Genomic DNA, 18,568 nt, shown 5'->3' on the forward strand with positions numbered 1-18,568 from the left:
ACTGCCGGCCTCGAATCTGAAGGAACGGAACATGGCGCTGATCGAATGTTATGAATGCAAAAAGAGCATCAGCTCCGAAGCCTCGGCCTGCATTCATTGTGGAGCTCCGATAGCGGAGCAAACCGCTCACGCCCAGGCGCAGGCAGCTGCGGCCCCGGCTCAGCCTTCGACGATTTCTTTTGGCAGTCTGCCGCGTAACAAGGCTGTGCCCGAAGTCACTGCTCCAGCGCCTGAACCGCAACCTTTACCGAAAGTCATGCCGGCCGCCGCGCGGCGTCGGCGCCAGCAGCCAACCGAGCAACCGGCCACTGAGCAGGCCAATGCCGATGGCAGTCGTCCAGTGGAAGGCTGGCTGAAAATCATGATCTTCCTGCTGCCGATGGTTTTCGTCTGGTTCCTGCTGCGCTACGGCCACTCGATGAAACAGCGCTTTTTTGGTTTCGGCTGGCTGGCGCTGCTGATTCTGGCGTCTTCGCTTTCACCGAAATAAGCGCAAAAAATCTCAGCCCTCGACCTGGTTCTGTGGCGTTCCCGCCGCCCAGGTCGCGATGTTGTGCAGGGTGGTTGCGGCAATGGCGCCCAGTGCTTCGCGGGTCAGAAAGGCCTGATGCGCGGTGATGATCACGTTGGGAAAGGTCAGCAATCGCGCCAGCACATCGTCCTGCAAAGGCAGGTCGGAGCGATCCTCGAAAAACAGTTGTGCCTCTTCCTCATAGACATCCAGCCCCAGATAGCCGAGTTGGCCGTCCTTCAAGGCATCGATCAGTGCCGGTGTGTCGACCAGCCCACCACGGCCGGTATTGATCAGCATGGCGCCCGCCTGCATGTGCGCCAGTGAGTCGCGGTTGATCAGGTGTTTGCTTTGCTCGTTGAGCGGGCAGTGCAGGCTGATGATCCGCGACTGCGCGAGCAGTTCCGGCAGGCTCAGATAGCGTGCGCCCAACGCCAGCACATCCGCATTCGGGAATGGATCGTAGGCCAGCAACTCACAGCCGAAGCCGTGCATGATTTTCGCGAATGTGGCGCCGATCTGTCCGGTGCCGACAATCCCCACGGTTTTGCCGACCAGGTCGAAACCGGTCAGGCCATGCAGGCTGAAATCGCCTTCACGGGTGCGGTTATAGGCACGGTGCAGGCGACGGTTGAGGGCCAGGATCAGCGCCACGGCGTGTTCGGCCACCGCATGCGGCGAGTAGGCCGGCACGCGCACCACGGCCAGTCCGAGACGTTTCGCTGCGCCCAGATCGACATGGTTGTAGCCCGCCGAGCGCAGGGCAATCAGACGCGTGCCGCCCGCAGCCAGGCGCTCCAGCACGGGAGCGCTGAGATCATCATTGATGAACGCACAGACCACTTCATGTTTATCGGCCAGCGCTGCCGTATCGAGGCTGAGCCGGGCCGCTTGAAAATGCAGCTCGATACCTGTCGGGCAAGCGGCGGCGAGAAAGCTGTCGCGGTCATAGGTCTGGCTACTGAAAACGAGCGTGCGCATGAAATCCTCCTGGAACATCGACACGGATTGAATCACCCGAACCCACTTTAGCGCTGCCGGTGTTGGCCGGCATTGCCGTGGATCAGGCGCTGATCTTCGCTTGTGCCGCGAGCCGGTTGATCGCGCGCTCCAGTTCTTCCAGCGCTGCCACGGCCTTGGGGTCGTCCTGCTTGAGCAGGGTTTCGCTGCGCTGGCAGGCCGCGCGCAATTGCGGTACGCCGCAATAACGGGTGGCACCGTGCAGGCGATGGACGCGTTCGATCAATGCATTCTGGTCGCGGTTTTCGCACGCCGCGCGGATGGCCTCGCGGTCGGCTTCCAGTGAGGCGAGCAACATGGCCAGCATGTCTGCCGCCAGATCAGCCTTGCCGGCGGCCAGGCGCAAACCTTCCTCGTGATCGAGCACCGGCAGTTCATTATTGCCCGCCGCGCTGTCGCTGATCCGCTCCGGCCCTTGATTGCGTAAGGCCAGGCCGGTCCACTTCAGCACCACCTGCGCCAGTTGCCGCTCACTGATCGGTTTGGTCAGGTAGTCATCCATGCCGCTTTGCAGCAACGCGCGTTTTTCGTTGGCCATGGCGTGGGCGGTGAGGGCGACGATCGGCAGCGGCGTGCAGTGCCGCTCGCTTTCCCACTGGCGAATGGTTTCGGTGCTCTGACGGCCGTCCATGCCCGGCATCTGCACGTCCATCAACACCAGATCGAAGGACTCGCTTTGTACGGCTTTGACCGCCGCGTAGCCGCTTTCCACCGCGAGCACCTTGGCGCCCATGTCTTCGAGCAGGGTTTGCACCAGCAGCAGGTTGGCCGGGTTGTCGTCGACACAGAGCACTTTCGGCGCGCGGCTCGACAGCGGTTCCCCCGGCTCATTGCGCGGCTGGCGCGGGTTGACCAGATCGGCCAGCGCGCGACGCAGTTTGCGCGTGCAGGCCGGCTTGGCTTGCAACTGACTGTGCGGGTTCGGCACCGACAGATGGAACAGCGTCTGTTCGGTGGTCGGGCACAGCACCAGCACTTTGCAGCCCAGATGTTCGAGGTCCCAGATGTGCTGATTCAAACGCTCGGGCAGCATGTCGTTGCTGGTGATGCCAATGACCGCCAGATCAATCGCCTGATCGGTCTGGTGCGCGCCGGTGACGCCATTGGTCAAGGTTTCCAATGTATTGAACGGCGTGACATCGAGGCCGCAATCTTCCAGTTGATGTTGCAAGGCCTGACGCGCCAGTTCATGACTTTCCAGTACCGCCACGCGGCGCCCGAGTAGCGGCGCGGCCGGCAAGTCTTCGGCGTCGTCACGGGTTTTCGGCAGGCTCAGGCTGATCCAGAATTCCGAGCCTTCGCCCGGTGTGCTGTCGACGCCGATTTCACCACCCATCTGCTCAATCAGACGCTTGGAAATCACCAGCCCCAGGCCGGTGCCGCCCGGTTGCCGCGACAGCGAGTTGTCGGCCTGACTGAAGGCCTGGAACAACGCGCGCACGTCCTGATTCGACAGGCCGATGCCGGTGTCCTGAATGCTGATGCGCAACTGCACGCTGTCCTCGTGCTCATCTTCAAGCATCGCGCGGGCAACGATGGTGCCTTCGCGGGTGAACTTGATCGCGTTGCTGACCAGGTTGGTGAGGATCTGCTTCAGGCGTAACGGGTCACCGACCAGCGACAGCGGCGTGTCGCGGTAGACCAGACTGACCAGCTCCAATTGCTTGGCGTGTGCGGCGGGGGCGAGGATGGTCAGGGTGTCCTGCAACAGGTCGCGCAGGTTGAACGGAATATGGTCGAGCACCAGTTTGCCCGCCTCGATTTTCGAGAAGTCGAGGATCTCGTTGATGATCCCCAGCAGGCTGTCGGCAGACTTTTCGATGGTGCCCAGATAATCGAGCTGGCGCGGGGTCAGTTCGCTTTTCTGCAACAGATGCGTGAAGCCGAGAATGCCGTTGAGCGGCGTGCGGATTTCGTGGCTCATGTTGGCGAGGAATTCGGATTTGATCCGGCTCGCCTCCAGCGCTTCTTTGCGCGCCAGGTCCAGTTCGATGTTCTGGATCTCGATGGTTTCAAGGTTCTGGCGCACGTCTTCGGTGGCCTGATCGACACTGTGTTGCAGTTCTTCGCGGGCGTTCTGCAGGGTGCCGGCCATGCGGTTGATCCCGGAGGCCAGTTCATCCAGCTCCTGACTGCCGAGCGGTGGCAAACGCGTTTCCAGATGGCCGTCCTTGAGTTGCGCGACGGCTTGTTTGATCTGGCTCAGCGGCCGGTTGATGGTGCGGCCCATGCGCAACGCCAGCAGGGCGGCGCCCGCCAGACCCGCGGCAATCAGCAGCAGGCTGGCAAACAGGCTGCGATAACCGCGCAGCAACATACCGTTGTGCGACAGCTCCAATTCGACCCAGCCAAGCAGTCGCTCGGATTCTTCCGGGATCAGTTCGCCGGCGAGGTTGCGATGTTTGCCGAACACCGGCATCAGGTAACGCGTCGCGTCATTGCCGCTGCGCCGTTGCAAATGCGCGCTGTCGCCGCTGGGTGCCTGATTGAGCATGGTCGGGCCGGCATGGGCAAGCGGCGAGCGGTCCGGGGCGAGGAAGGTCACCGCGCGCACGTCCGGCTGTTCAAGGGATTGCGTGGCGATGCGCTCCAGCAATTCGCTGTTGCCATGGCCCATGGCGGGTGCCACCAGCGGCGCCAGTTGCTCGGCAATCATTTCGCCGCGCTGCATCAATTGGGTCTGCAAGTCGGCCTGCTGCGTCCAGGTGAAATAACCACCCAGCACCAGCGCCATCAGGCTGGTCGGCAACAAGGTCAGCAATAACACGCGACCTTTGATTCCCAGTTTCTTGAGCACGCCTATCTCCTGCATCCCGCTGATCTGTTGACTCATGCGTGCATCCGGCACGCGACATTGGCGCAGTGTAGCGATTTGCTCGCGGGCAATCTCCGGAAAAATGCGCGCGCGTCGGGGCAGGACATCGCTGCTCGTTGGTCAGCTCGGTCAACCTTGAGTTGCCCGATGCCCGGCAATCTTGAATAATCAGTCTCAACTGAGAATTACTTGCAGATACTCATGACTCCTGTTTCCGCTGGCCAGCCACGCATTCTCTCCATCGAAGACGATCCGGTACTCGGCGCCTATGTTCACGAACATCTGGGCCGCAGCGGCTTTCAGGTGACGTGGTGCCAGAACGGTCAGGAAGGCCTGAACATCGCCACGCGCCAGCCGTTCGACGTGGTGCTGATGGATATCCTCTTGCCGGGCCTGGACGGTTTGCAGGTGTTAACGCAATTGCGCCAGAGCCATTCGACACCGGTACTGCTGATGTCGGCCCTCGGCGCCGAGGCGGATCGCATCAGCGGTTTCCGTCTGGGCGCCGATGACTATTTGCCCAAGCCGTTCAGCATGGCCGAGTTGCATGTGCGCATCGAAGCGATCCTGCGCCGGGTCGCGCTGGATCGGCGCCCGGCAGCGCTGGCGGCGCCAGTGGCGGTCGGTACGCTGCGATTCGATGACCAACAGTGCGATGTGTTTTTCCGCGAACAACCCGCCGGGCTGACGCGCAGCGAATTCCGTTTGCTCGAAACCCTCAATCGCAACGAAGAGGAAGTACTGAGCAAAGCCTTCCTTTATCAGCACGTTTTGCAGCGCGGCTACGCGGCCCACGATCGCAGCCTCGACATGCACATCAGCCAGATCCGCCGCAAGCTCAAAGCCATCGGTTACACCGAGCGGGAAGTGCGTACGGTCTGGGGCAAGGGTTACGTTCTGAGCGCCGCCGATGAAACGCTCTGAACTGCCGGGGCGGCATTCGCTGTTCTGGAAACTGGCGTTTCTGCTGGTCGCATTTTGTCTGCTGATGATCTGGCTGAGCTGGTCGTGGGGACGTTATATGGAGGAGCGCAACCAGTTCCTCTCCGACGACGCGCGCGGCACTCTGACGCGTTACGCCGCGCAAGCGGAACAGGCTTGGCAGCACGGCGGCCGCAGCGGGGTCGATGACTGGTTGCAGAGCATGGAGTTGCGTGAAGCCAGTTGGGTCGGTGTGATCGGTGGCAACTTACAGTCGCTGAGCAATGATCCGCTGAATGATCAGGAAGTTCAGCACCTGACCTTCTTGCGCGGGCTCGACTGGCCGATCCACAAGAAAGGCCGGCCGTGGTTGCGCATTCCTTTCCCCAAAGAGCCGTCTGCCGGCAGCCTGGTGATCGAATTGCCCGAACGATTTGTTCCGGGCAAGTACCGGGTGTTCTGGCGCGTCATCACCAACGGCGTGATTCCCGGGTTGTTCACGTTATTGCTGTGTGTCGGTCTGTACCGCTTGCTGGTCGTGCCCCTGAACAACCTGCGCGAACAGGCCAACGCCTGGCGCGCCGATCAATTGAATGTGCGGCTGTCGAGCGGTATCACCCAGCGCCCAGATGAACTCGGCGAGCTGGCGCGAGCGTTCGACTCGATGTCCGAGCGCCTGCAATCCACCGTCGCTCTGCAACAGCAATTGCTGCGTGATCTGTCCCACGAGTTGCGCACGCCGCTGAGCCGTTTGCGTGTCGCGAGTGAAAGCGAACAGGGACTGATGCAACTGCGCGAGCGCATCGGTCGTGAAGTTGACGGTATGCAAAGACTGGTCGAAGACACCTTGCAACTGGCTTGGCTCGATACCGACCGCACGCCGCTGCCGGATGAAGCCATTCAAATTCAGGCCCTGTGGGAAATGCTCACGGACAACGCCTGTTATGAAAGCGGCTGGCCGAGTCTGCAGCTGCAGTGTTCGGTCGAAGCGTCGTGCTGGGTGCGTGGCAACCTGAATACGCTGGCGCAGGCTTTGGAGAACATTTTGCGCAACGCCATTCGGCATTCGCCGCCGGGTGGGATCGTGCGACTGGATGGACGGCGCGATGGCGATTTCTGGCACCTGTGGCTGGAAGATCAGGGCGGCGGCGTAGCGGAAGGGGATCTGGAACGGATCTTCTCACCGTTCACCCGACTGGATGGCTCGCGGCCCGGGGACGGTGGTTTTGGCTTGGGGCTGAGCATCGCGCGCAATGCCGTGCAGCGTCAGGGCGGGAGTATTTGGGCGGAAAATAGCGTGGCAGGGTTGCGGTTGAATTTGCGGTTGCTGGCGGATGACGGTGTTGCGCCGACTGACGCCTTCGCGAGCAGGCTCGCTCCCACATTGGAACTCGGTTCGCCGCAGATTGTGTGATCAACAGTTAATAGTGTCATCACTGCTGACACTACTCCCTGTGGGAGCGAGCCTGCTCGCGAAGAGGCCATACGCATCACCGCCAATTAAGATGACCCACCGCAAAAGTCGCACCACTGGTGCGACTTTCAATCCCTTATTCCCATAAACCATAAGCACCGCACTTTGCGTGATATGGCCTGCGCGGGTTTGCCGGTATGATAGGCGCCCCCGCACGTCTGGATTGCGAATACGCCATGACCTTGCAGTACCCAACCATCGCCGATTGCGTCGGCAACACGCCGCTGGTGCGTTTGCAGCGCCTGCCCGGTGCTACCAGCAACACCCTATTGCTCAAGCTCGAAGGGAATAACCCGGCAGGTTCGGTCAAGGACCGTCCGGCGTTGTCGATGATCACTCGCGCCGAATTGCGCGGGCAGATCCACGCCGGCGATACGCTGATCGAAGCGACCTCGGGTAACACCGGGATCGCGCTGGCCATGGCCGCTGCGATCAAGGGTTACAAGATGATCCTGATCATGCCGGACAACTCCAGCGCCGAGCGTAAAGCGGCGATGACCGCGTACGGTGCCGAGCTGATTCTGGTCAGCCAGGAAGAAGGCATGGAAGGCGCCCGCGACCTCGCCCAGCGGATGGAAGCCGAAGGCCGTGGCAAGGTGCTCGATCAGTTCGCCAATGGCGACAATCCTGAGGCGCACTACACCACCACAGGTCCGGAAATCTGGCGTCAGACCCAGGGCACCATTACCCATTTCGTCAGTTCGATGGGCACCACCGGCACCATCATGGGCGTGTCGCGCTACTTGAAAGAGCAGAGCGACAGCGTGCAGATCGTCGGTCTGCAACCGATGGAAGGCTCGGCCATTCCCGGCATCCGCCGCTGGCCGCAGGAATACCTGCCGAAGATTTACCAGGCCGACCGCGTCGACCGTATCGTCGACATGGCGCAAAGCGAGGCCGAGGACGTCACCCGTCGTCTGGCCCGCGAAGAAGGTATCTTCTGCGGTGTGTCCTCGGGCGGTGCGGTGGCAGCGATGCTGCGCCTGTCCCAAGAAGTTGAAAACGCGGTGATCGTCGCGATCATCTGCGACCGTGGCGACCGTTACCTGTCGACCGGCATTTTCGACGCGCCTAACTGATGGCCAAGCACGAGAGAGGCCTGCGCTTCCAGCCCACGGGCGGGAGCAAGGCCGCGCAAATTCCGACCGGCAAAAAGCAGCGCTTGACCATTGAGCGCCTGGCCAATGATGGTCGCGGTATTGCGTTTTTCGAAGGTAAAACCTGGTTCGTCCTCGGCGCCCTCGCCGGCGAAGAGGTCGAAGCGCGGGTGCTCGGCGCCCACGGCAAAGTGGTCGAGGCGCGCACCGAGCGCGTGTTCAAGGCCAGCGAACTGCGTCGCCCGGCACCGTGTCAGCACGCCGGTCGTTGCGGCGGTTGCAGCGTCCAGCACTTGCCCCACAGCGAACAGCTTGCCCTGAAACAGCGCATGCTCGCCGAGCAATTGTCGCGTGTCGCCGGTGTCGAACCTGACGCGTGGGCAGCGCCGCTGACCGGTCCCGAATTTGGCTATCGCCGTCGTGCCCGCATCGCGGTGCGTTGGGACATGAAGGCGAAGAAACTCGAAGTCGGTTTCCGTGCCGCCGGCAGCCAGGACATCGTCGCGATCAACGAATGCCCGGTGCTGGTACAGCCCTTGCAACCGATCATGACCCGTTTGCCGGAGATGCTCCGTCGTTTGAGCAAACCGCAAGCATTGGGCCATGTCGAGTTGTTCAGTGGCTCGTCACTGGCGGTGCTGCTGCGGCACATGGCGCCGTTGTCGGAAGCGGATCTGACCATTCTCAAGGAATTTTGCCAGTTCCATGAAGCGCAATTATGGCTGCATGGCGAAGGCGAGCCGCAACCGGTCGATGCGACCCAGGCGCTGGGCTATCGCCTGGAACAGTGGGATCTGGATCTGGCGTACCGCCCGGGTGACTTCATCCAGGTCAACGCCGGTGTCAACGAAGCCATGGTTGCGCAAGCGCTGGACTGGCTGAAACCCGGTAGCGACGAGCGCGTGCTGGATCTGTTCTGCGGCCTGGGCAACTTTGCCTTGCCGCTGGCCAAAACCGTTCGGGAAGTGGTGGCGGTCGAAGGCGTGCAGACCATGGTTGATCGCGCTGAAGCCAACGCCGCTAGTAACAATTTGCATAACACAAAGTTTTTTCAAGCCGATTTATCCCAGCCTTTGACCGATGCCCAGTGGATCGGAAACGGCTTTTCTGCGGTACTCTTGGACCCACCGCGTGACGGTGCTTTCGAGGTGGTTCGCAAGCTTGCGACCCTGGGTGCCAAACGGTTGGTGTATGTGTCGTGCAACCCTGCAACTCTGGCGCGCGATACGGTCGAATTGATCAAGCAGGGCTACCGGTTAAAACGTGCCGGGATTCTCGATATGTTTCCTCAGACGGCACATGTCGAGGCCATGGCGTTATTTGAAGCGAGCCAGGATGGCTCGTCTGAATCCGCCTGATCTGTCCGTGCAGCGCTCGCTTTAGCCCCGCGAGCGCAAACGGGCAACAAGGGTCAGCGATTTGACGCATTGAATCTGCGTCGTAGGGAAGGTAAAGCAAGATGGTACAGGTGAGAGCACACCAGCCGATCAACACTGACGGCAGTATCAATCTCGAGGCTTGGCTCGATCACGCGGTCAGTGTCGATCTGGCACTGGATCGCGAAGCCTTGAAAGAAGCCTGCGAGTTCGCTCGCGAGGCCGAACAACAGTCCAATGCCAGGAAGAATCTGTGGGCCGAAGGCTCCGGCAGTTTCAGTACGGGCCTGGAAATCGCCGAGATTCTCGCCGACCTCAAGCTCGATCAGGATTCGCTGGTCGCAGCGGTTTTGTATCGCGGCGTGCGCGAAGGCCAGATCGAACTCGCGGCTGTCGGCCAGCGCTTCGGTCCGGTGGTGGCCAAGCTGATCGACGGCGTGCAGCGCATGGCCGCCATCAGTGCCAGCCTCAGCCCGCGTCAGTCGATGGTCATGGGCACGCAAGGGCAGGTGGAAAACCTGCGCAAGATGCTGGTGGCGATGGTCGATGACGTTCGCGTTGCCCTGATCAAACTCGCCGAACGCACCTGCGCCATTCGTGCGGTGAAAACCGCCGACGACGAAAAGCGTAACCGCGTCGCCCGCGAAGTCTTCGACATTTATGCGCCGCTCGCGCACCGCCTCGGCATCGGTCATATCAAATGGGAACTGGAGGATTTGTCCTTCCGTTATCTCGAGCCGGATCAATACAAGCAGATTGCCAAGTTGCTCCACGAGCGACGGCTGGACCGTGAGCGTTTCATCGCCGATGTGATGACCCAGCTCAAGGATGAATTGCAGGCCACCGGCGTCGATGCCGACATCAGCGGCCGGGCCAAACACATCTATTCGATCTGGCGCAAAATGCAGCGCAAGGGTCTGGAATTCAGCCAGATCTACGACGTGCGTGCGGTGCGCGTGCTGGTCCCGGAAATGCGCGACTGCTACACCGCGCTGGGTATCGTCCACACCTTGTGGCGGCACATCCCGAAAGAATTCGACGACTACATCGCCAACCCGAAAGAGAACGGCTACCGCTCGCTGCACACGGCGGTGATCGGCCCTGAGGGTAAAGTGCTCGAGGTGCAGATCCGTACGCACTCGATGCATGAAGAGGCTGAGCTCGGTGTCTGCGCGCACTGGCGCTACAAGGGCACCGACGTCAAATCCGGCTCGAACCACTACGAAGAGAAAATCTCCTGGCTGCGACAGGTCCTCGAGTGGCACGAAGAGCTGGGCGATATCGGTGGTCTGGCCGAACAACTGCGCGTCGATATCGAGCCGGATCGGGTCTACATCTTCACTCCCGATGGCCACGCCATCGACTTGCCGAAAGGCGCGACGCCGCTGGACTTCGCTTATCGCGTGCACACCGAGATCGGCCACAACTGCCGTGGCGCGAAGATCAACGGGCGCATCGTGCCGCTCAACTACAGCCTGCAGACCGGTGAGCAGGTCGAGATCATCACCAGCAAGCACGGTACGCCGAGCCGCGACTGGCTGAACTCGAACCTCGGTTACGTCACCACCTCGCGGGCGCGGGCGAAGATCGTTCACTGGTTCAAATTGCAGGCGCGCGATCAGAACGTTGCCGCCGGTAAAACCCTGATCGAGCGCGAACTGACGCGCCTCGGTCTGCCTGCGGTGGACTTCGACAAGCTGGCCGACAAGGCCAACATGAAAACCGCCGAAGACATGTTTGCCGCCCTCGGTGCCGGCGACCTGCGTCTGGCGCAACTGGTCAACCTAGCGCAGCAACTGGTCGAACCGGAGCGCGGCAACGAGCAGCTGGAACTGATTCCACGCAAAGCCACCGGTTACAAACCGGGCAAGCGCGGCGACATTCAGATTCAGGGCGTCGGCAACCTGATGACGCAGATGGCCGGTTGCTGCCAGCCGCTGCCGGGCGATGCGATCGTCGGTTACATCACCCAGGGTCGTGGCGTGAGCATTCACCGTCAGGACTGCGCCTCGGTGCTGCAACTGGGTGGGCGCGAGCCGGAGCGGATCATCCAGGTCAGTTGGGGCCCTGTGCCGGTGCTCACCTATCCGGTGGACATCGTTATCCGCGCCTACGACCGTTCCGGTCTGCTGCGTGACGTCTCGCAGGTATTGCTCAACGAGCGCATCAACGTGCTGGCGGTCAACACCCGCTCGAACAAGGAAGACAACACCGCGCTGATGTCCCTGACGATCGAGATCCCGGGGCTGGATGCGCTGGGGCGGTTGCTCGGGCGGATTTCGCAGTTGCCGAACATCATCGAAACGCGGCGTAACCGTACGCCTTGAACATCGACGATTTCGAATGTGAACGCCGATCCAATGTGGGAGCGAGCTTGCTCGCGAAGACGGTATCGCATCCAGCATTGATGTGATTGAAAGTCCGCCTTCGCGAGCAAGCTCGCTCCCACAGGGATCTATGTAGTGAGTGAAATGATGTACAGCCTTGAAGACCTGCTCCACCTCATGAGCCGGCTGCGCGATCCGCAGTACGGTTGCCCGTGGGATATCAAGCAAACCTACGCGACCATCGTTCCGCACACCCTCGAAGAAGCCTACGAAGTGGCCGACGCCATCGAGCGTGGCGACTTCGATCATTTGCAGGGTGAGCTCGGCGATCTGCTGTTTCAGGTCGTCTATTACAGCCAGTTGGCCAAGGAAGAAGGGCGCTTTGAATTTGCCGGGGTGATCGACAGCATCACCCGCAAGCTGATCCGTCGTCACCCGCACGTGTTTCCCACCGGTGATCTCTACGCGCCGCTGGATGTGCCGCGCTTGAGCGAAGAACAGGTCAAGCAGCGCTGGGAAGAGATCAAGGCTGAAGAGCGCGCGGAGAAATCTGCCGCGCCCGAGCAACTGTCACTGCTCGATGACGTGCCGGCAACGTTGCCGGCATTGTCGCGTTCGGCCAAGTTGCAGAAGCGCGCAGGCCAGGTCGGTTTCGACTGGCCGGACGCCTTGCCGGTGCTCGACAAGGTGCGCGAAGAACTTGATGAAGTCCTCGAAGCCATGTCGGAAAACGATGCCGTCGCCGTAGCGGACGAGATCGGCGATCTGCTGTTTTCCGTGGTCAACCTGGCCCGGCATCTGAAGGTCGACCCGGAAACTGCGCTGCGTGGCGCCAACGGCAAGTTCGAAAGACGTTTCCGATTTATCGAACAGGCATTGCGCGACACCCACCGTCCCATAGAAGATTGCACCCTCGAAGAGTTGGACGCCCTGTGGGGTGAAGCCAAACGTCAGGAAAAGAATTTGCCCGGCTGCGGCTGAGCCACTGCCCAAGTGAGTAAGCACCATGAGTATTTCCCTTCGCGACCAGTTGCTCAAAGCAGGCCTGGTCAACCAAAAGCAGGCCAAGCAGGTCAGCAAGGACAAGCAAAAGCAGCAACGTCTGGCGCACAAAGGTCAGATCGAACTGGATGACTCGCAGCAGCGTGCCGCCCAGGAAGCCATGGCCGAGAAGGTCAAGCGTGACCAGGAGCTGAACCGTCAGCAGAAAGAGAAAGCCGAAGCCAAGGCGCGTGCAGCACAGGTCAAGCAATTGATCGAAGTCTCGCGTCTGCCGAAGCTGACCACCGAGGACTACTACAACTTCGTCGATGACAAGAAGGTCAAGCGTATCTCGGTCAACACACTGATGCGCAACAAGCTCAGCAGCGGTTCGCTGGCGATCGTGCACCATGCCGGCGGCTACGAAGTGATCCCGCGTGAAGCGGCCCTGAAGATCCAGGAGCGCGATCCACAGCGCATCGTCCAGCTCAACGTGCAGACCGAAGAGGTCAGCACCGAGGACGATCCGTACGCGGCGTATCAGATCCCTGATGACCTGATGTGGTAAATCGATAAAGCTGTAACAACGACAAACCCCGCTCATGGCGGGGTTTGTCGTTTTCAATGCTGTGGTTGAATCAGGAGGAGCGGGTTTCGCGTTGTTGCTCTTGCACTTCGAGTTCGGCCTTGTAGTTGTGGGCATCGATCTCGTTGTGGAACATGCCGACCAGCAAGTCTTGTTGATGCACGTCCCAGATGCGGATACCGGCGGCTACGCCTTCGTGGGACATGTGTGAATCGTCGCGTTCAGTTACTTTTACAGTCATCTGCTAGCTCCAAATCTCAAGTTATCTGCAGCAAGGCGTGTGCAGGACTCTTTTATATGATTTGTTAGCTTGCTAAGTAAACGCTTGATTTGCGCAAGGTGTTATTGCGTTTTTTGCAACAGTGCTGCAGCCCGCGTAATCCGCGACATTCGGTCGCAGGGGGCAAAGTTTCATGACAGAAGTTTCATTTTCAGAAGCGCCGAAATCCATTGTGGGAGCGAGCCTGCTCGCAAATTCAGTGGGGCAGACGACGATAGGATGACTGGAATATCGCATTCGCGAGCAGGCTCGCTCCCACAGGGTTTTGCGGTGTACCTGCTATTTTCTTCGGGCAAAAAAAACGCCCCGAACCAGTCGGGGCGTTTTCATGTGTGGCTCAAGCGGGGGGAATTACTTGCCTTCCCAGCGCTTCAGTACCAGCGTGGCGTTGGTGCCGCCGAAGCCGAAGCTGTTGCTCATCACAGTGTTGATGGTGGCGTTTTCGCGGGTCTTGGTCAGCACCGGCAGGTCGGCCACTTCAGGGTCCAGCTCGTCGATGTTGGCGGAACCGGCAATGAAGTTGCCTTCCATCATCAGCATGCAGTAGATCGCTTCGTGAACGCCGGCGGCGCCCAGGGAGTGACCGGACAGGCTCTTGGTCGAGCTGATCGCTGGTGCCTTGTCGCCGAACACTTCACGCACACCTTTCATTTCCGCGACGTCGCCGACCGGAGTCGAGGTGCCGTGGGTGTTCAGGTAGTCGATCGGCGTATCAACGGTGGACATCGCCATCTGCATGCAGCGGATCGCGCCTTCGCCACTTGGGGCAACCATGTCGTAGCCGTCGGACGTTGCGCCGTAGCCAACGATTTCGGCGTAGATTTTCGCGCCACGGGCCAGAGCGTGTTCCAGCTCTTCAACCACGACCATCCCGCCACCGCCAGCGATGACGAAACCGTCACGGTCGGCGTCGTAGGCACGGGAAGCTTGTTCTGGGGTGTCGTTACGCTTGCTGGACAGAGCGCCCATCGCGTCGAACAGGAACGACTGGCTCCAGTGCTCTTCTTCACCGCCACCGGCGAAAACGATGTCCTGCTTGCCCATCTGGATCTGTTCCATGGCGGTACCGATGCAGTGAGCACTGGTGGCGCAGGCAGATGCGATGGAGTAGTTCAGGCCTTTGATCTTGAATGGCGTGGCCAGGCAAGCGGAAACGGTGCTGCTCATGGTCCGCGTTACACGGTACGGGCCAACGCGCTTGACGCCTTTCTCGCGCAGGATGTCCAGCGCTTCCATCTGGTTCAGCGTGGAAGCACCACCGGAACCAGCGATCAGGCCGGTACGCGGGTTGGACACTTGCTCTTCGGTCAGGCCAGAGTCAGTGATGGCGTCTTTCATGGCCAGGTAGGCGTACGCGGCTGCGTGGCCGACGAAGCGATAGATCTTGCGATCGATCAGTTCTTCAAGGTTGAGGTCGATGGAGCCGGAAACCTGGCTACGCAGACCCATTTCAGCATATTCCGGGTTGAACCGGATGCCAGGGCGGCTTGCACGCAGGTTAGCGGAGACGGTCTCTTTGTCATTGCCCAGGCACGAAACGATGCCCAGACCAGTGATAACGACGCGGCGCATGCGAATAACCCTTAGAAGTTGTCAGTGGAGGTGAACACGCCGACGCGAAGGCCTTCGGCGGTGTAGATTTCGCGACCGTCGACAGTCACCGAACCATCGGCGATGGCCAGGTTCAGCTTGCCCTTGAGGACGCGTTTGATATGAATGTTGTAGGTGACTTTCTTGGCGGTCGGCAGCACCTGACCGAAGAACTTCACTTCGCCTGAACCCAGCGCACGGCCACGGCCCGGCAGGCCTTGCCAGCCCAGGAAGAAACCGACCAGTTGCCACATGGCATCCAGACCCAGGCAGCCCGGCATCACCGGATCGCCTTCGAAGTGGCACGCGAAGAACCACAGGTCAGGGTTGATATCCAGCTCGGCGACCAATTCACCTTTGCCGTACTTGCCGCCTTCTTCGCTGATCAGGGTGATGCGATCGACCATCAGCATGTTCGGGGCGGGCAGTTGCGCGTTACCTGGGCCGAACAGCTCACCGCGACTGCAGCGCAGCAGATCTTCCCGAGTAAAGGCGTTTTGTTTGGTCATGCGAGCTCCTCAATAATCCCATGCGGCAGGTGGGGCAAATCTTCCCGACCGTTCGAAGCGTTCATGCCTCGAACCGGCAGCCTACTCATAGACTATTGCGTTGTGGTGAAAGTCACAGCACCAAGGACATGAATGTACACTTGTGCACTGAAATTTTTATTCAAGCCTCTTTTGAGGCTCGTTCGGGTGCCTAAGACTGCCGCACTTTCGCTTTTCACGCCAGTCGCAGATGGTCGAAAGGCCCACACTACGACACCCAGCGCTGCAGAATCTGCTGCAGATCATTACGTTTGAACGGCTTCGCCAGATAATCGTTCATGCCCGCCGACAGGCAGGTTTCCCGGTCGCCCTGCAAGGCGTTGGCGGTCAGCGCGATGATCGGCACTTCGCTGCGTCCGGGTAGGCAACGGATCTGTCGGGTGGCCTCATAGCCATCGATGATCGGCAAACGGCAATCCATCAGAATCACTTCGAAGTCGCTGCCCTCGGCGCTGCGCACGGCTTGTGCGCCATCGGTAGCAACACTGACAGTAAAGCCCAGACTGCGCAGCATCGCTTCAATAACGGTCTGGTTCACTGGATTGTCTTCGACCAGCAAGACATTGCGTCCTTCACCATGCTCTTTGCCGTTCAGTGCACGCGGCGCAGCCAGGGGCGGCAGCGCCTGCTTATAGAGTGCCAGGGGAATTTCCAGAGTGAATACCGAACCGCGACCTTCCTCGCTCTGCGCGCGCAAGGTGCCGCCCATGCGTTCGGCCAGCGTGCGGGCGATCGGCAGACCGAGACCGGTGCCGCCATAGCGCCGTGAAATCGAACTGTCGGCCTGCTGGAAGGCGTTGAACATCAGCTCCAGACTTTCAGAAGAAATACCGATGCCGCTGTCACGCACCGAACAGGTGAACCACAGCAATTCGTGATCCAGCGACTGCCACTGCGCCTCGATGCTGACCCGACCCTGTTCGGTGAACTTCAGTGCGTTGCCGACGAGGTTGACCAGAATCTGCCGGATCCGCGTCGGATCGCCCTGCACCTGCAAACCGCGCATGTCGTCCGGGATGCGCAAGTTCAGCGCCAGACCCCGCTGAACCGCGCTGTGCTGGAACGACTGGGCGCAGGCGCCGATCAGTTCGGCGAGGTTGAACGGGATGTGCTCCAGTTCCAGCTCGGAACGTTCGATGCGCGAGAAGTCGAGAATATCGTTGATGACTTTCAGCAGGTGTTCGGTGGACTCCGAGGCAAGGGCGGCGTATTCGACCTGCTCCTCGGTCATCTCGGTGGTTTCCAGCAGTTGCAGCATGCCCAGCACGCCGTTCATGGGCGTGCGCAGTTCGTGGCTCATCATCGCCAGAAAGTCCGACTTGGCGTTGTTGGCCTTTTCCGCCTCTTCGCGGGTCTGAATCAGTTGCGCCATGGCTTGATGCTGCTCACGGCTGGCCTGTTCCAGCGCTTGGGCGAGGTTGTTGATGTGCTGCGACAGCGCGCCCAGTTCGGTGTCATCGACAATCGGCAGCGGGGTTTTGTAATCGCCGTCCTGAATCGCCTTGACCGCATCGCCGATGTCGCGAATCGGCTGCGACAGGCTGCCGGCCAGGCGTCGTGCCAATACGAAGGTGAAGAGCAGGGCGAACAGCGCGAGAATCCCGGCCTTGAACAGAATCTCCTGCTGGCGCTGGCTGAAGGCATCGTTGGACAAGCCAACGATCACTCGGCCCAGATAGTCCTCGCTGGCCCCGCCGTTGCTGACCTTGCCGTCCTGGAAGAAATCATTGTGCAGGGCGATGCGTTGCAGGCGCACCGGTGCCTGAAACACTTCAACCTGATGCGGGCGACTGTGCGCGGCGGCGGGCTGTTCGACGTACACCAGAATCCGGTTGGCGCTGTCCTGTATTTCGAGAAAGCGCACGTTGGGCGTGGCCAGTGTCGCTTTGAGCAGGCTTTCCAGCACTTCGTTATTGCCGGAAATCACCCCGTATTCAGTGGCGGGTGCCAGTTGGTTGGCGATCAGTTGGCCGGTGTGGTTCAGCTCCTGGCGCAGATCCTGAATGCGCACAAAGGTAAAGAAGCTGATCAGCAACAAGGTCAACAACAGCGCCGGGCCCAGACTGATCAACTGGGTGCGGGTGTTGATGTCCCAACGGCGACGAAAACTCATGGACGGCGTTCTCCTTCAGCCAGCGCTTGGGCGACAGACGCTTCATTTAGCGGCTCGATCCCTAGGGAACGAGCGACCTGCGCATTACTTGAGACTTTAAAGCGTGCGGGGTAGAGCGTTCGCGGCCAACTGGCCGGCGATTGGTCGAGCAAATGATCGAGCACGGCCAGCCAGTCGTTCTGATCGCTGTAGGTACTCGCCAGGCTGCCGGCGCGGACGAACGCCACGTTGGGACCGACCAGCGCGACTTGCCGTGAATAGCTGCTGAGCAGCAGGTTTTTCGCGGTTTTCGGGTTGTACAGGTCGGGGTCGTCGAGGCCGAGTAACACGTCGCTGTTCTTCAGCACGGTTTGCAGCGGGCGGCTGTCGTGGATGTTGTCCCAGCGCTGGCTGACGATTTGCAGGTTCAGTGGTTTAGCGGCGAGATTGAGTTCGTTGAGGAGGAATTCGCTGTGTTGATCGAAGAGCACGCCGATGCGCTGGGCCTGGGGCAGAATGCGTCGGATCAACTGCAACTGGCGGCTCAGCGGTGGGTCACTCCACAGCAAACTCAGGTGCGCCGGTTGCGCGCTGCCGAGGCGCTGGCGCGCTTGCAGACGACTGATGCGCAGCACCAGCGTTGCCGGGCCTTGGGGGTCTTGCAGGCGCCAGTCGAGGCTCGGCAGGTCGAGCAGAATCAGGCGCAGACTGGCAGGCAGTTTTCCCGGTGCCGGCAGACTGGCCAGCGGCTGGAAACGCACGTTGTCAGTCGGACGCAATTCGCTGAGTGCCTGGACGAATGCTTGCACGCCGGGACTTTCCTCGGCACCGGTCAACAGAATATCGGCGGCCTGCACCGCCACGCCATGCAGCCAAGCGGTCAGAAACAGGCAAACCCCGGCCAGCCAGTGGCCAAGGGTTGGCAGCTTCCGTGACGGCCGGTAGCGCAT

At 60.5% G+C, this 18,568-nt stretch carries 15 protein-coding genes; 8 read left to right on the forward strand and 7 right to left on the reverse strand.

Going from position 1 to position 18,568, the window contains the following annotated elements; all coding sequences use genetic code 11:
* The first annotated feature begins 31 nt into the window (after window positions 1-31).
* On the forward strand, window positions 32-490 hold the full coding sequence (locus tag BMY54_RS28920; protein ID WP_093442285.1) for a hypothetical protein: 459 nt from the start codon (window positions 32-34) through the stop codon (window positions 488-490).
* Between the two features lie 12 nt (window positions 491-502).
* On the opposite strand, the gene BMY54_RS28925 is transcribed toward BMY54_RS28920, so the two are convergent.
* Both BMY54_RS28925 and BMY54_RS28930 read right to left on the reverse strand, forming a co-directional pair.
* Entirely contained in the window at window positions 503-1,492 is a 990-nt protein-coding gene (locus BMY54_RS28925) for a 2-hydroxyacid dehydrogenase (RefSeq protein WP_093442203.1), read from the reverse strand.
* A gap of 82 nt (window positions 1,493-1,574) precedes the next feature.
* Complete coding sequence (locus BMY54_RS28930) at window positions 1,575-4,328, reverse strand: response regulator (RefSeq protein ID WP_093442290.1); 2,754 nt, start codon at window positions 4,326-4,328, stop codon at window positions 1,575-1,577.
* A 219-nt stretch (window positions 4,329-4,547) separates the two neighbouring features.
* Between BMY54_RS28930 and BMY54_RS28935 the strand changes: the two genes are divergently transcribed.
* From BMY54_RS28935 to BMY54_RS28965, 7 genes are all read left to right on the forward strand, one after another.
* Complete coding sequence (locus BMY54_RS28935; RefSeq protein ID WP_093442208.1) at window positions 4,548-5,270, forward strand: response regulator transcription factor; 723 nt, start codon at window positions 4,548-4,550, stop codon at window positions 5,268-5,270.
* A complete protein-coding gene (locus BMY54_RS28940) occupies window positions 5,257-6,681 on the forward strand; it encodes a sensor histidine kinase (protein ID WP_093442213.1) in 1,425 nt (474 codons plus the stop codon). Before BMY54_RS28935 ends, BMY54_RS28940 begins: the two co-directional genes overlap by 14 nt.
* Window positions 6,682-6,917: 236 nt before the next feature.
* Entirely contained in the window at window positions 6,918-7,820 is a 903-nt protein-coding gene (gene cysM, locus BMY54_RS28945) for a cysteine synthase CysM (protein ID WP_175559687.1), read from the forward strand.
* A complete protein-coding gene (gene rlmD / locus BMY54_RS28950) occupies window positions 7,820-9,196 on the forward strand; it encodes a 23S rRNA (uracil(1939)-C(5))-methyltransferase RlmD (protein WP_093442221.1) in 1,377 nt (458 codons plus the stop codon). Before cysM ends, rlmD begins: the two co-directional genes overlap by 1 nt.
* 101 nt (window positions 9,197-9,297) lie before the next feature.
* A complete protein-coding gene (relA, locus tag BMY54_RS28955; RefSeq protein WP_077574114.1) occupies window positions 9,298-11,541 on the forward strand; it encodes a GTP diphosphokinase in 2,244 nt (747 codons plus the stop codon).
* 147 nt (window positions 11,542-11,688) lie between these two features.
* Window positions 11,689-12,522, forward strand: coding sequence for a nucleoside triphosphate pyrophosphohydrolase (mazG, locus tag BMY54_RS28960; RefSeq protein WP_093442225.1), 834 nt, complete (start codon window positions 11,689-11,691; stop codon window positions 12,520-12,522).
* 25 nt (window positions 12,523-12,547) lie between these two features.
* Entirely contained in the window at window positions 12,548-13,090 is a 543-nt protein-coding gene (locus BMY54_RS28965; RefSeq protein ID WP_016987455.1) for a DUF2058 domain-containing protein, read from the forward strand.
* A gap of 70 nt (window positions 13,091-13,160) precedes the next feature.
* On the opposite strand, the gene BMY54_RS28970 is transcribed toward BMY54_RS28965, so the two are convergent.
* The 5 genes from BMY54_RS28970 to BMY54_RS28990 all read right to left on the reverse strand — a co-directional run bounded on the left by BMY54_RS28970 (window position 13,161) and on the right by BMY54_RS28990 (window position 18,568).
* Window positions 13,161-13,349, reverse strand: coding sequence for a hypothetical protein (locus tag BMY54_RS28970; RefSeq protein ID WP_077574113.1), 189 nt, complete (start codon window positions 13,347-13,349; stop codon window positions 13,161-13,163).
* A gap of 390 nt (window positions 13,350-13,739) precedes the next feature.
* Window positions 13,740-14,960 (reverse strand): beta-ketoacyl-ACP synthase I, encoded by a 1,221-nt coding sequence (gene fabB / locus BMY54_RS28975; RefSeq protein WP_007968959.1) that lies wholly within the window; start codon window positions 14,958-14,960, stop codon window positions 13,740-13,742.
* Window positions 14,961-14,971: 11 nt separating this feature from the next.
* The gene (fabA, locus tag BMY54_RS28980) at window positions 14,972-15,487 is read right to left on the reverse strand and encodes a 3-hydroxyacyl-[acyl-carrier-protein] dehydratase FabA (RefSeq protein ID WP_003227150.1); all 516 of its coding nucleotides are present in this window, start codon (window positions 15,485-15,487) and stop codon (window positions 14,972-14,974) included.
* Window positions 15,488-15,734: 247 nt separating this feature from the next.
* Window positions 15,735-17,639: an ATP-binding protein gene (locus BMY54_RS28985; protein ID WP_093442229.1), complete on the reverse strand. Its 1,905-nt coding sequence runs from the start codon at window positions 17,637-17,639 to the stop codon at window positions 15,735-15,737.
* The gene (locus BMY54_RS28990; RefSeq protein ID WP_093442233.1) at window positions 17,636-18,568 is read right to left on the reverse strand and encodes an ABC transporter substrate-binding protein; all 933 of its coding nucleotides are present in this window, start codon (window positions 18,566-18,568) and stop codon (window positions 17,636-17,638) included. Before BMY54_RS28990 ends, BMY54_RS28985 begins: the two co-directional genes overlap by 4 nt.

This window comes from Pseudomonas sp. ok266 (assembly GCF_900110195.1).
GTDB lineage: Bacteria > Pseudomonadota > Gammaproteobacteria > Pseudomonadales > Pseudomonadaceae > Aquipseudomonas > Aquipseudomonas neuropathica.